A 15081-nucleotide genomic window follows, 5' to 3' on the forward strand; every position below is an offset into this window, starting at 1 on the left:
GAAAAAGATCATAGGCAATCATATTAATTCACTGCTCCTATCTTTTTATGATTAGTGACTTAATGAGATTGGTTGAATGTTGCTGAATTACTCCGTAATACAGTAGCAATTTTTTATTTTTATATTTAGCGAGCACGAGGACGTAATAGAGTCATTATGGGTAAATCTCTCGTTATCGTGGAGTCCCCCGCCAAGGCTAAAACGATTAATAAGTACTTGGGTAAGGATTTCATTGTTAAGTCAAGTGTTGGTCACGTTCGTGATTTACCAACAGGTGCACGTAGTAATGGCAAGAAAGCCGCGGCAACATCGACCAAAGGGTTGAGTGTTGAAGAAAAAGCACGCATCAAGCAAGAGAAAGACCGTAAAGCGCTGATCAGTAAAATGGGGGTTGATCCTTATGATGATTGGAACGCGCATTACGAAGTGCTTCCGGGTAAAGAAAAAGTCGTTAGTGAATTACAAAAACTAGCAGCAGATGCTGACTATGTTTATCTCGCAACCGATTTGGACCGCGAAGGAGAAGCCATTGCGTGGCACCTTCGTGAGATCATCGGTGGCGATGATGCACGCTATAAGCGCGTTGTGTTCAACGAAATTACGAAGAATGCAATTCAGCAGGCCTTTGAAGAGCCTGGTGAACTTAATATTGATGGTGTAAACGCACAGCAAGCACGTCGTTTCTTAGACCGTGTTGTTGGCTTTATGGTTTCACCATTATTGTGGAAAAAAGTCGCTCGTGGTTTATCTGCAGGTCGTGTTCAGTCTGTAGCGGTGAAATTAATCGTTGAACGTGAACGCGAAATTAATGCTTTTGATCCTGAAGAGTTTTGGGATATCCACGCTGACACACTAACAGTTGGTAAAGATGCGTTACGTTTAATGGTGGCTCAACAGGCGGGTAAAACATTCCGTCCTGTTAATGAAAAAGACACCATGGCTGCAAAAGCGTTACTTGAAAAAGCAGCGTACGAAGTGATTGATCGTGAAGATCGTCCAACTAGCAGTAAACCATCAGCGCCATACATTACCTCAACACTGCAACAAGCGGCGAGTACGCGCTTAGGTTATGGTGTTAAGCGTACAATGGGCTTAGCGCAACGTTTATACGAAGCGGGCCACATTACCTACATGCGTACCGACTCAACCAACCTTTCTAAAGAAGCGGTTGAATCAGCACGTGAGTTTATTGGTAGTGAGTATGGCGATGAATATTTGCCAAAAGCGGCCAATGTTTATGGCAGTAAGAAAAATGCCCAAGAAGCGCACGAAGCGATTCGTCCTTCTCATGTAGAAATGAAAGCTGAAAACCTTGAAGGTATGGAAGCTGATGCGGTTAAGTTATACGACTTAATTTGGCGTCAATTCGTATCATGTCAGATGGTGCCAGCGAAATACGATTCGAGCACGATTACGGTAAAAGCGGGTGACTTTAGCTTAAAAGCGAAAGGTCGTACGTTACGTTTTGCAGGTTGGACACTAGTACAGCGTCCATCGGGTAAAAATGAAGACACTACGCTGCCTATGGTTAACGTGGGCGACGTATTGAAACTAGAACAACTCGAGCCTAAGCAACACTTTACTAAGCCGCCAGCGCGCTTTACAGAAGCAGCATTGGTTAAAGAGCTAGAAAAGCGTGGCATTGGTCGACCATCAACTTACGCATCTATTATTTCAACGATTCAAGATCGTGGTTATGTGCGTGTTGATCAGCGTCGTTTTTATGCTGAGAAGATGGGTGAGATTGTTTCTGATCGCTTAGATGGTAGTTTCCCTGATTTGATGGATTTCGATTTTACTGCCCGTATGGAAGGTAATCTCGATAAAATCGCTGAAGGTGAGAAAAACTGGAAGAAAGTGCTTGATGAGTTCTTTTCTGATTTCACCACTGAGCTTGAAAAAGCTGAGCTTGATGAATCAGAAGGCGGCATGAAGCCTAATAATATCGTATTAACCGATATTGAATGTCCAACGTGTTCTCGCCCAATGGGTATTCGTACCGCATCAACGGGTGTATTCCTTGGTTGTTCAGGTTATGCGCTACCACCTAAAGAGCGTTGTAAAACAACGATCAATTTAGGTAACGAAGACGGCATTGTTAACGTTCTTGAAGAAGACGTTGAAACAGCGGCATTACGTGCCAAAAAACGTTGTCCGATTTGTAGTACCGCAATGGACGCCTACCTGATCGACAAAGATCGTAAACTACACGTTTGTGGTAATAACCCAAGCTGTGAAGGTTACATTGTTGAAAAAGGTGAGTTCAAGCTTAAAGGCTATGAAGGTCCTGTTATCGAATGTGACAAGTGTGGTTCTGATATGGAACTGAAAAACGGTCGCTTCGGTAAATACATGGGCTGTACTAACGAAAGCTGTAAGAATACGCGTAAGATCCTGAAAAATGGTGAAGTTGCGCCACCGAAAGAAGATCCAGTACATCTTCCAGAAATACCTTGCACGCAAGATACTGATGCTTACTTTGTACTTCGTGACGGTGCGTCTGGTTTGTTTATGGCAGCAAGTACGTTCCCTAAATCACGTGAAACACGTGCGCCGTTAGTGGAAGAGCTAGTACGCTTTAAAGATCGTCTATCGCCTAAGTTTACTTACCTAACTGAAGCGCCAGTGGCCGATCCAGATGGTCTACCAACTGTGGTTCGTTTTGCTCGTAAGAGTAAAGAAAACTACGTGCGTTCTGAGATTGACGGTAAGCCTTCAGGTTGGACTGCACTTTACGTCGATGGTAAGTGGGAAATCACGGACAAGCGTAAAAAGCCAAAGAAAGAGAAAGCAGAAAAAGAGACAAAGTAATCTTTATTTCTCGCTAATAAAAACGCCATCAGTGAAAGCTGATGGCGTTTTTGTTTTTAGCGAACAAAACATCAAATAGTGGTGATGAGTGTAAATATAAGCTTATTCAGGTACGCCACTATGGAAACGGAAAGTGTTATCAGGCGCTTGAATGAGCTGTGCTTCTTTTGCGCCAATCGCATTGACACGCTCACTTATATCCTGACCCGCAATTTTTTCAGCAAGCGTTAAATAATCTTGATAATGGCGAGCTTCTGAGCGTAATAGCGAGATATAAAACTTTTTGAGTTCAGGATCTAAATAAGGCGCTAATTTGGCAAAACGTTCACAAGAGCGCGCTTCAATGTAAGCACCAACGATGAGCTTATCGATTAATGTTGCTGGTTCATGGGTACGTACTGCTTTCATTAAACCTTTGGCGTAACGCCCCGCATGCAAGTTAGAGTAGGGAATATCACGGTTTTCCATGATCTCTAACACTTGCTCAAAATGGTGAAATTCTTCTTTAATTAAGCGCACCATTTTTTCAATCAGTTCTTCACCATAAGGAAAGTCAGGACGCGCGATCAATGGTGCAGACAAGCCATTTTTTTTGCTATGAAATAGCGCAGTAGAGCGATTTGCACCGCCGTAAACGAAATCTTCATAAGGCTTTGCCCATGCAAGTAGTACTTCACCACTGGCTTTATCAACTGCGTATTTACGTACCATGAACATCGCCGTTTGGCTGGCTTTTAGTTCACAGTTACAGTGATCGACTAACAATGCCGTTAGGTTTTCTGGTTTACGTGCCTCTTCAATCCAGCTATCAGGCGTTTCACATTGAAGAAATTGTTTAATGGGCGTTAGTAGCTCATTGATCATCTGTTGTGTGTTATCCATAAGGCGTATCTTTTTATTGTTATAAGACGTAAAAAAGGCCGCTACTGCGACCTTGGTAGATGAAGCTATTTTAAGCCAAAGTAAATCAAATCACCATTTACGCTTTGGCTGGAATAAGACATCGAGATCGTCTTGGTCTTTATCGAGCTGTTGTTGACGTTCTTGCTCATAGTTCATTGATTGCTTGTTATCAATTTCATCAAGCATCAGCTGCAGTTTTTCTCGTGCTTGGTTAGCATAGTTGTCATTTTTAGCTGAAAGTACATCAATGCCTTTTTTAAGTAATTGCTTTGCTGTACCAATTTGTCCTTTAATTCGTGCTTCATTCGCGCGCTTAACGACATTTTCAATATTAATACGCAGTTGAATCGACTCTAAACGGGCATTCTCATTAACAAATGCCTGAGTACCCATACGCCCCTTACTGTGCTCACTTTTGATCACTGTCTTCAAACGTTTGACAAGCTGTAGCATACCAATCGCTTGTTTGTCCGTATTCGGCACTTTAAAAGGGGTAATGTCGGCATTACTGTAGTTAGCTTCTAAATGGGTAATTTGCTCGCTGACATTTTTTATACGGTGAGTCAAAGAGCGATCATTAGGGGATGCTTCAGACATTTGTTGTAAAGCATCAACAATACGTTGGTTTAAGCAGACCAATAATTCTTTGCTGTAAGGCAGATGATGCGCATTACCGATTAACTCTTCAGTCGCATCAATAATCGCAATATGCTTAGCCAATTCTTGTTGCTTGATCGACTCTAAACGCTGGCGATATTGAATAATAACGTTGTAGCCAACAATAAGCGCAAGTAACAGACCAACAAGGCCTATAACTAAAGGAATACTCATAAGATATATCTATCTTCCATGCATTAATCTTGAATATTGCAGGATACACTATCTCTAAAAAACAGCCTAGTGAGATGATTATTAAATAGGAGCTTTGTTCAAATCGATATGTAATTTGTGCTGTGCGGCAAATTTAGGCGTAACAAAATTTCCCGAAAGTTGCTTATTATGTGTGCTTGTTGAAATGTTGAGATATTTTACCAGCCTTGATTTATTGTCAAAACATTGAGTTAGGTAACTAAAAAACAAACAAATGCTATGAAATTAACTGGTTTCAATATATAAAATGTTAATTACATGGTTGCATTCTTATACCTGTCTCATTAAATACCATAAGGGCTTGATGGATGTGGTGTGAAAGGTAACGGATTATTGAGTAGGCAGGCGGTACCATGAAATTACAACAGCTACGCTATATTGTTGAGGTGGTTAATCACAACCTTAACGTTTCATCGACGGCTGAGAGTTTATATACTTCTCAGCCCGGTATTAGTAAACAAGTTCGATTGCTCGAAGATGAACTTGGCATTCAGATTTTCGAACGAAGTGGTAAGCATTTAACCCAAGTAACACCTGCTGGTGAAGAAATTGTTCGTATTTCACGTGATATTCTATCAAGAGTGGAAAGTATCAAAGCGGTAGCCGGTGAACATACTCACCCTGAAATGGGAACGCTAAACATCGCGACAACCCATACCCAAGCACGTTATGCTTTGCCATCGGTGATTCAAGGTTTTACAGCACGATACCCGAAAGTATCATTACATATGCATCAAGGAACGCCATCTCAAATTGCTGATGCCGTTGGTAAAGGTCGTTCAGATTTTGCGATTGCGACAGAAGCGCTGCATTTATATCAAGATATGATCATGTTGCCATGTTATCACTGGAATCGTTCAATCGTGGTTCGTAGTGATCATCCATTAGCAACCAAAACAAACATTACTATTCACGATTTAGCGGCTTATTCTCTTGTGACGTATGTTTTTGGTTTTACTGGACGCTCAGAGCTTGATAGTGCGTTTAATCGTTCAGGTTTGACGCCTAAGATTGTCTTTACGGCAACAGATGCGGATGTCATTAAAACTTACGTACGTTTAGGCATTGGTGTTGGTGTCATCGCCAGTATGGCAATGGACCCTGAAACAGACAAAGATTTAGTTGCCATTGATGCCAGCCATATTTTTGAAGCGAGTACGACCAAGATAGGCTTTAAGAAAGGTACATTCTTGCGTACCTATATGTATGACTTTATGGAACGTTTTGCACCTCACTTGACACGTAATGTAGTTGATCAAGCAATAGCATTAAAGACTAATGGTGAAATTGAAGCGATGTTTGCTTCTTTTGATTTACCGGTACGATAACTTTTTTGTTCTCTATTTTTAAAACCGCCACTCTTGGCGGTTTTGTTGTTTATGGGAAGGCGTATTTAGGTATACACTAACGGCCCTTGTTTTTATGTACCTTGAAGTTGCTATTTTATGACTTGCTATGCCAACACTTTTCACCAATTAGATACGTTATTGACGAAAAATAAACAATATTGGCAGTTTGTTCCTTTTGCTGATGAGGGGTTTACATGGCAACAGCAACACCCTGAATTTTGTCAATGGTTAGAGTCGATTGATGACCAAAGTTTGCAGCAGTTAAATCAAGATCATGACGCGCTATTAGCAGCGTTTGAACCATGGATCTCTGATGCTAAAATATTAGCTGATTTAGCGAAAACGCCGTCGCTACAAAAAACAGAATACGCGTATCCTAAAAACTTTGATACCGGTATTCCTGGTCGTAAATGGCAACAAATCACCGCATTTAATCAGGTATTGCCACGCCTGAATGTACCGTGGCTTGAATGGTGCGCGGGAAAAGGCTTTTTAGGGCGCGTATTATCGGTTAGCCACCAACAGCCTGTAACAAGTTTAGAATGGCAACCACAATTATGTGTTGATGGTGAAGCAGCAGCGAAACAATTGGGGTTAGATATCCTTTTTGTTCAAGGTGATGCGTTTGATGTAAGCAGCCAGCAATATATTAAAGAGCAGCAACATGCTGTCGCATTACATGCGTGTGGTGACTTGCATGTTGCACTCATTAAACAAGTTGTGGCGAAAAAAGGAAAGGCGGTGAGCCTATCTCCGTGTTGCTATCACTTGATCCAAGGTTCACATTATCAGCCGTTATCAACGGTTGCAAAATCGAGCCAGCTTCAGCTATCTAAGCATGACTTGCGTTTACCGTTGCAAGAGACAGTGACGGCTGGAAATCGCGTTAAGCAACTTCGGTTTGTTGAGGTTAGTTTTCGGTTAGGGTTTGACTTATTACAGCGAAAAATTAATCAATCTAGCACTTACTTACCTGTCCCGAATGTACAAAAAGCGTTATTAGGTGAAGGTTTTAAATCTTTTTGCTGTTGGGCTGCAGATCAGAAAGGGATTGTATTACCCGATAACATTGACTTCGATTATTGGCAGCAACAGGGCGAACAACGTTTTGCGATAACAGAGCGGATGGAGCTAGTTCGTCAGTTGTTTCGTCGACCATTAGAATTATGGTTAGTGCTTGATCGTGTTTGCTATCTTGAAGAATTTGGCTATGACGTATCGTTAGGGACGTTCTGCGAAAAACAAATGACACCAAGAAATTTATTGATTCACGCAGAACGTTGCTAATGTTTTATGGGCAATATAATACCACCGTGAAATCACGGTGGTATTACTGATATTAGTGAGGCTGAGTTTGTTTTTTCGTCAGTAGAGTCGAAAGAATTCCCTTCTCTAATTCGCTAACAGAGAGGGGCTTATTAAAGTAATAGCCTTGGCAATAATTGAAATTACAGCTTTGGATATATTCTAGCTGCTCTTTCGTTTCAACCCCTTCAGCGACCACTTTAAGATTGAGCTTATTACAAATGGCTTTTGTTGCTTCAACGATTGCTTTCCCACTGTCGTGCTCATTTTGAACAAAACTTTGATCTAGTTTAACAGTACTGATTGGAAGGTTTTGCAATTGTGATAACGATGAGTACCCAGTTCCAAAATCATCAAGATAAAGCTCAAAGCCCAGTGCAGCAATAGCCTCTAAACACGACATAGCCTCACTGAATTCTTGCAGCATGGCAGATTCGGTTATTTCTAAAGCTACTTGAGCTGGGTCTATATTATACTCTTCAATAATTAACTTTAGCTCATCTAAAAGAGACATTTTTAGTTGTGCACGAGATAAATTAATACTCATGATTAACTTGGTATCGTATTGTTGATTCCACTCTTCCAATTGTTTACAAGCGCTTCTCAGCACCCAAGAGCCAATAGGGATAATTTGCCCAGTTTCTTCTGCCAATGGAATAAATTCAGCAGGAGAGACATGACCTAAAGAGTCGTCATGCCAGCGAATAAGCGCTTCAAAACCTTTTAACAACATTGTATTAAGATCAATGATAGGTTGGTAATATAATTCAAAGTCTTTAATTTCAAGTGCTTGAGATAAGTGATGGCGTAGTGCATTTTTACGATACAGCGTTTCTGCCAAATGCGGCTGGAAATGATAGCTACAGTTGCGACCATGCTTTTTAGCACAATGCATTGCCATATCAGCTTGAGTAATTAAGGTTTCAAAACTATTGGCATCTTTAGGGTATTGCGCAGTACCGATACTGCATCCAATTGATATTTCACCAATATTTTTGATATAGAAAGGGCTGTTTAGTGCCGAAATTATCTCTTGGGTTAGTTGAACTAAATTAGGGATATATCGATCTTCAACTTGGATTATAAATTCATCACCACCAAAACGGGCGACAAGCCCTCGTCCTCTTATTGTATCTAATAACCTAATTGCAACTGCTCTTAATAACTTATCACCAATAGCGTGACCATAAGTATCGTTAATCAGTTTAAAGCTATCGAGATCAAGAAATAATAAATGGTACGGAAATGAAGAATGATGGCTAGCTTTTAGTGCCGTAGAAATACCGCGTCGATTCATCAGCCCAGTTAAAAAATCGTGCTCAGCATTATAACGTTCGCGCTGTAAATTCTCTTTTTCTTTTGAAATATTAACAACTTGAAGTAGGAGTTGAGATTTATCAGATAGCCATTTAGTTTCAATGTTAAACCAAATATGACTTTTTCCTGTCCAACATAATCGGCTATGTTTAAGGTTTAGGTTATTTTTTGCGTCAGATATCCATTGTTGGGCAATATCAATGTCGCCAACAAAGGATGCTAAGTTACTGAGATCTGAACCATAGTTTTTGGTAAACACGGTATTGGCACTCACCAAATTACCTTGCTCATTAAATAGCAGCGCTAGATTAGAGTAATCAGAAAAAGCAAGTTCACGTCGAATACTTGATTCATCACCAACCACCTCCACAAGCATTGCAATACGTTTATCAGGCAAATTGATACCAGAGAAAATGCAAAGCAAGTTTTTGCCTACCTTTCTTGGATCTAAATGCCACCAGGTTTTGATTGTTTTATTTTGTTTAAATGTTTCGCGGTACTCTTCTAATGTTGCTTCTACTGCGGCTGACATATCTTTGCCAAGATCGCGCGATCGAAGTTCGTCGTGAGAGGAAGACTCCCATAAAGGAAGTGCTTTGTCGTTAGCCCAAATGATTTGTTTGTGGTCAAAATCAAAAATCCAAATAGGACTTTGAAGATGATTAAAAGGCGAGTAAATATCCATCACCAATATCTTTTTAATTATTATGTGAGGTGATTTTAACTGACATACAAACAACAGAATATAAAATTTTCTATAAATACGTGATATTACTCCACAAAATTATGCTTTGCATGCAAACTTTTGTATAACAAATAAGTCGCTTTTAGGCGGATTTAACTTATTGTAATAAAATGTTTTTACTGTTTAATTATATTCTTTAAATGAAAAGGAATAAGAAAGTAACAACATTACTTTCTTATTATCCAAGTTCATTTAGCGATTATCCAACAGCTGGAATTAAGCCGACCATTTGTAAGGCCTGCGCAGATATAATTAAAACACCCGCCATTGTCACAATAATTAAGCCAAAATTACCACCCTTCACTTTATAAGGTGAAATTTCATTAGATATATTATGCTTTTTTCTCTGAGATCTAACCATTGCAACAGGTAAAAATATCGCCAAAATAACTAAAGCAATGGCTGCGTATCCTAGCGCCATAATAAAGCCTTGTGGGTAAAAGATAGCAAAAGCAAGGGGAGGTAAGAAGGTGATCATGCCCGTTTGCATACGACCACTGGCACTACTTGAACGTTTCAAGCTATCAGCCATAAAGTCAAATAACCCTAAACTCACACCTAAAAAAGATGTTGCTAATGCAAGATCTGCGAAAATAGAGACAGATTGGCTCACCATAGGGTTATGGAGTAAATCGCTTAAACTCGCAATAAAACTGCCCAATGTTGTGCTTGCCATTAACTCTGGTTGGCTCATTACACCTTGACTTGCTAATTGCCATAAAACGTAGATAAAAAGAGGCAGTGCTGAGCCAATAATCATGACTTTCTTTAACGTTTTTATATCAATGCCTATGTAACGCACGATCGATGGAATACTGCCGTGGAAACCAAAAGAGGTAAAAACAACAGGTAATGCTGATAAAATTAAGCCTTTTTGTACTGGCATTTCAACAAGGTGCTGTCCTTCAACATGCGGAACTAATAACCCCAGCATGACAGCTAGCGCAATAATTTTTGCAGCAAAAAGTAAGCGGTTTACTAAATCAACAGTATGAGTACCAACAGAAACTATCGCGGCAATTAAAAGTGTAAATAATAATGCGCCTAATTGTGGCGGAATGGATGTATTAAACCAGCCACTTAACTTCTCACTTAACTGACCACCACCACCTGCAATGTAGGCTGCACATAAAGAATAAAGCAGAAAGATCATGGCAAAATTAGCAATGATTTGTCCTTTGCGACCAAGAAGTTGTTGAGCCAAAGTATTTAATGTCGCATTGGTATCTGAATGTTGATGAACTTCAATCATCAATAAAGCGGTGTAAGTCATTAGTGCCCACATGCCGAACATGGCAACTAATGCGGTGGTAAACCCAAGTCCAGCAGAAGCGAGAGGAAGGGCTAACATTCCAGCACCAATAGTTGTACCAGCAATAATAAGCATACTGCCGAGTGTTTTATTTAAAGCCATTTGTGTTGCTCCCAGAGGTAAATAATTAGATCGGGAGGTGGTCGTTATTGATCACCTATCGTTGCTCCCTATGAAAATAGAGGCCACAGAGGCGTATCGAGATGAGTGTAAAGTTTTTATTACATCTTGATAATAGCCACTGTGGCTATCGATAGGTATGTGCTGTCGAGGTATACTTCATTAAATTTGCTCTAACTGTTCTTTACTAGTGGATGTGTTGATTTTAATAGCGTATTTCACTACAAGGTCACATTAACGATAGATATCTCTTCTGTCAACATTAGTTTAATGAATGTAAATTAATATTTACACTGATTGGTGTGGAGATTAATTGTGTGATTGATGAAAGGAAGGCTGTATAACAAATGATCTAAAGCATAGACTAATAACAGTCAATATTCGGTGGATGATGCAGAGGGATAGGATGCTTGAAATTACAATGATAAGTACCGGTGAAGAGGTCTTACTGGGTGATATAACAGATACTAATGCAACGTGGTTATCTCGTCTTTTTTTTCAACATGGCTTTCCAATGACACGTCGAATAACTGTTGGTGATCATTGTGAGCGAATAGCAAAAGAAATTGAGTCATGCAGTTTTAATAGCGATATTGTTATTGTTAATGGTGGACTAGGGCCTACAAGTGATGATTTAAGTGCTGCCGCGGCGGCAATGGCTGCTGATGTTGGCTTGGAGCAATCTGAGCATTGGGTTTCGGAGATGAAAGCAAAATATAAAAAGCTAAATCGAGAAATGCCTGTGGCTAATTTGAAGCAAGCAATGCTACCTGAAGGGGCTGAATTAATCGATAACCCTGTTGGCACTGCCTGTGGCTTTTCAATTAAATTAAATCGTGCTTGGATATGTTTTACTCCAGGCGTTCCCAGTGAATTTAAGTTTATGGTTAAAGAGAAAATACTGCCATATTTACAATTACACTATCCTCAGATCCAATCGTTGCACTGTCATCGATTATTTACCTATGGTTTGTCAGAGTCCGGAATAAGTGACACCTTGAAGCATATCGTTTTACCGCACGGTTATGAATTGGGGTACCGTTCTTCATTACCCTTTATTGAGGTGAAACTATTCGCACCATCAAATGATCGCTATGCACTAGAACTATTAAATAAAATGGAACGATTGCTAGGCGATAACATTGTGGGAAAAAATTTGAGCTTACTTGATAACCTTGAATATCTCATTGAAAAAAAGCAGAAAAATATGGGTTTGTCGGAGTGTTCAACAGGCGGTTTTGTAGTCAATTGGCTTAATCAAAAATGTAAGTTAAGCGAATACATTGTATCTGCCACCGTCAACCATAATGCTATGAAAGAAGAGAACAGTTTAGAAACGTTAGTGAGTGAAATAGATAAGCAACTGTCTCTCATTTATAGCCACTCAAAGGTTGATATTGGCTTATATTCTGGCGCTATAGTAGAAGATTGTTTTACTGTAGGGATAATCACTTTGGAAGGTCGGTGGATCCAACAATTACAGTTTAAGCGTGAATACACATATAACGATCAACGCGCGATTATTGCCACAGTGCTTCTTGATATGCTTCGTCGTCAACTGGAAGGGATTAACGTTTTTGGTCACTATGAATCGTTAAATAGAAGATTGAAAAAACATAGTCTATAACTGCTAGGTTAACCTATATTACAGTTTATGAATCATAGCGTTGACAAGTAAAATGCAAGCATAATATTGGCATAGATTATAAAGATTGCGCCTTATTTTGAATGCTGTATTATTAGGTTATATTAAGAGAAAATAATTGCAAATCAGTATCCTATCTTTCTGATAGTGAAGTTAACTGAGTAACATATTTCGTTGCTATGGTTATGATTTGAAAATCGCAAAGGATAGAAGATAAATGACTTTTAAATTAAAAAAGCTAGCGTTAGCCACTTCAGTTGTACTTTCTGCATTCATGCTACAAGCTTGTAATGATGCTGACACTGCGGCAAATCACAACCAGCAGCAAACAGAATCAACGGCTAAAACAGAGAAAGCTGAGATGAAATCATTAGATGTTAATGTTATTTACCTTGATCGCCGTATGCTACCACCAGGTGCTGTGTTAAAAGTTGCATTAGAAGATGTGTCTCTTGCTGATGCGCCCTCAACGACAATTACAAGTGAATCAATGGACGTTGCCGGTGCGCCGCCATACCCTGTAGCACTTCAATATGACGCTGCGAAAATTCAAAATAATCATCGCTATAGCTTACGTGCAACCATTAAGGTTGGTGATAAGCTAGTCATGACTTCAACAACAAGCATTGACCCATTTGCAGCAGACGTAAAACAGCCTATAGAGATTAAATTAGACCGTGTTGCTCATCAGCCAAATGAAACAACAGAGAATACTCCGTTAGTTGGTCATAAATGGGATTTAGTGACGCTTGAAGGTGAAACTGTAAAACCTGGTGCTGGTGGTAATGTGGCATTTATCCAATTTGATATGGATAATAAATCGGCTCATGGTTTTTCTGGCTGTAATAACTTCCAAGGCTCATTTGAAACATCTAATGGCACATTAACGATGGGGCCTGCAGCTGCAACACGTAAAATGTGTATGGATGGTATGGAGCTAGAAAAGTCATTTTTAGAAACTATGCCTAGTTTTGCAAGCTATGTAATTGTTGATAATGTACTTACAGTGAAAGATAAGCAAGGAAATCAGGTTGCGACCTTTAAAAATGGTAAGTAAGACTTAATATAATAAATATTAAAACTTAATAGATTGATAGAGCGCGTAAATTGTAATTACTAATTACATTTACGCGCTTTTTTATTATGTGATATAAATCACCATCACATATCCTAAATAAGACTGTAATAAAAACTTATTATTTTTTTTAGGCATTCTAAGAATATACATCTATTCTATTATTATGTTTATTTGTACTACCTTAAATTTACTCATTACTAATTAAAGGATTATATAAATAATTTAAACTTAAATTTTAATATAATTAATAACTTAGAAGGTTGATTATTTTATGAGTTCTACCAGTAACAAAATGGGGTTAATGGGTTTAACAACCATTGTCACCGTTAATATGATGGGATCCGGGATAATATTATTACCATCAAGTCTTGCTGTAACAGGAGGTATAGCCCTATTAGCATGGGTTGTTACAGCATTAGGTGCACTTGCAATTGCTTATGCTTTTGCAAAGTGTGGAATGTATTGTACGGATGATGGCGGGATGTCCGCATATGCTGAAAAAGCACATGGTAAATCCAGTTTTTTTATTGCTTCTTATACTTACTATGTGTGTTTAGTTATTAGTGCGGTTGCGATTGCTGTATCGTGTGTCGGGTATTTAGAGTATTTTATCCCGTGGTTAAAAGAGACTCCAATTCATACTTTTTTTGGAGTTATTGCTATTTTAATTATCACTATGTTTGCCAATGCTAGAGGTGCAAGAATAACAGGGCGAATATCTACAGTTACTGTATGGGGGATCATAATTCCCGTACTTGGTTTATCACTTATTGGTTGGTTCTGGTTCGACCCGAAAATTTTCTCGGAAGCTTGGAACCCGCATGGTGTCTCGGTCGGTAGTGCTGTTTATTCTGGTATGGCGTTAACGCTGTGGGCTTTCTTAGGAATAGAATCAGCAGGGGCTAACTCAGGTACTGTTGAAAACCCTAAACGTAATGTGCCTCTTGCCTGTATGCTCGCCACCGTTTTTTCTGCAGCAACTTATATTGCGTCTACAACTGTTATTCAAGGTATTATTCCTAACGATATTTTAGCTAAATCAGATTCCCCTTTTGGTCTTGTTTTTGCTCAGATGTTTAACCCATTCGTTGGGGAGATTATTACTGCAATGGCAATTCTGGCCTGTGTTGGTTCACTGCTTGGTTGGCAGTTCACCAATGCCCAAGTCTCGAAAGTTGCTGCTGATATGCGATTATTTCCAAAGATTTTCTCTGATGTAAATAAGCATGATGCGCCGTTTAAAGGCATGATGATTATGCTAGCTTTAGAATTATCGCTGGCTGTGATGACTATTTCCCCAACCTTATTAAAACAATTTAACGTCTTGGTTAATTTAGCCGTGTTTATCAATATGGTGCCATATATTCTATCACTTACAGCTCTTGGTATAATTATGAAGCAGGCTAATGTAAGTCAGAAAGAATATAACACGGGCATATTAGTCGGATCTGTTGCTGTTATTTACAGTATTTATGGTGCGTACTCTACAGGTGAGGAAGCCGTATTCTATGGCGCCGTTATTACATTATTTGGTTATTTCTTCTATGGGTTCATCGCTAGCCGAGATGCAGTTCCTAATAAAACATAAATGTTGGCATTTAATTTAAACACAAATGATCTATCGAA

At 39.2% G+C, this 15081-nt stretch carries 10 protein-coding genes; 6 read left to right on the forward strand and 4 right to left on the reverse strand.

Annotated elements, in window-relative coordinates; genetic code table 11:
• The first annotated feature begins 156 nt into the window (after positions 1-156).
• Positions 157-2811 (forward strand): type I DNA topoisomerase, encoded by a 2655-nt coding sequence (gene topA, locus C9J38_RS02230; RefSeq protein WP_107205679.1) that lies wholly within the window; start codon positions 157-159, stop codon positions 2809-2811.
• Positions 2812-2913: 102 nt separating this feature from the next.
• Here topA and C9J38_RS02235 read toward each other — a convergent pair whose 3' ends face one another.
• Both C9J38_RS02235 and C9J38_RS02240 read right to left on the reverse strand, forming a co-directional pair.
• Positions 2914-3693: a tRNA isopentenyl-2-thiomethyl-A-37 hydroxylase MiaE gene (locus tag C9J38_RS02235; protein ID WP_107205680.1), complete on the reverse strand. Its 780-nt coding sequence runs from the start codon at positions 3691-3693 to the stop codon at positions 2914-2916.
• Between the two features lie 90 nt (positions 3694-3783).
• Positions 3784-4545, reverse strand: coding sequence for a DNA repair protein (locus tag C9J38_RS02240; RefSeq protein WP_107205681.1), 762 nt, complete (start codon positions 4543-4545; stop codon positions 3784-3786).
• Positions 4546-4937: 392 nt separating this feature from the next.
• On the opposite strand from C9J38_RS02240, the gene cysB reads away from it, so the two are divergent.
• Both cysB and C9J38_RS02250 read left to right on the forward strand, forming a co-directional pair.
• On the forward strand, positions 4938-5912 hold the full coding sequence (gene cysB, locus C9J38_RS02245) for an HTH-type transcriptional regulator CysB (RefSeq protein ID WP_006647019.1): 975 nt from the start codon (positions 4938-4940) through the stop codon (positions 5910-5912).
• Between the two features lie 117 nt (positions 5913-6029).
• The gene (locus C9J38_RS02250) at positions 6030-7220 is read left to right on the forward strand and encodes a methyltransferase (protein ID WP_107205682.1); all 1191 of its coding nucleotides are present in this window, start codon (positions 6030-6032) and stop codon (positions 7218-7220) included.
• Between the two features lie 52 nt (positions 7221-7272).
• Here the strand turns inward: C9J38_RS02250 and C9J38_RS02255 are convergent, their stop codons facing one another.
• Together C9J38_RS02255 and tyrP are read right to left on the reverse strand one after the other, a co-directional pair.
• Positions 7273-9240, reverse strand: coding sequence for a bifunctional diguanylate cyclase/phosphodiesterase (locus tag C9J38_RS02255; RefSeq protein ID WP_107205683.1), 1968 nt, complete (start codon positions 9238-9240; stop codon positions 7273-7275).
• A gap of 259 nt (positions 9241-9499) precedes the next feature.
• Complete coding sequence (tyrP, locus tag C9J38_RS02260; RefSeq protein WP_107205684.1) at positions 9500-10714, reverse strand: tyrosine transporter TyrP; 1215 nt, start codon at positions 10712-10714, stop codon at positions 9500-9502.
• A 424-nt stretch (positions 10715-11138) separates the two neighbouring features.
• Here tyrP and C9J38_RS02265 point away from each other — a divergent pair, with 424 nt between their 5' ends.
• The 3 genes from C9J38_RS02265 to potE all read left to right on the forward strand — a co-directional run bounded on the left by C9J38_RS02265 (position 11139) and on the right by potE (position 15043).
• On the forward strand, positions 11139-12359 hold the full coding sequence (locus tag C9J38_RS02265) for a CinA family nicotinamide mononucleotide deamidase-related protein (protein WP_107205685.1): 1221 nt from the start codon (positions 11139-11141) through the stop codon (positions 12357-12359).
• Between the two features lie 235 nt (positions 12360-12594).
• Entirely contained in the window at positions 12595-13434 is an 840-nt protein-coding gene (locus C9J38_RS02270; protein ID WP_107205686.1) for an META domain-containing protein, read from the forward strand.
• A gap of 292 nt (positions 13435-13726) precedes the next feature.
• Positions 13727-15043 (forward strand): putrescine-ornithine antiporter, encoded by a 1317-nt coding sequence (potE, locus tag C9J38_RS02275; protein ID WP_107205687.1) that lies wholly within the window; start codon positions 13727-13729, stop codon positions 15041-15043.
• Positions 15044-15081: the final 38 nt, after the last annotated feature.

The organism is Photobacterium sp. GB-210 (assembly GCF_003026075.1).
Lineage (GTDB): Bacteria > Pseudomonadota > Gammaproteobacteria > Enterobacterales > Vibrionaceae > Photobacterium.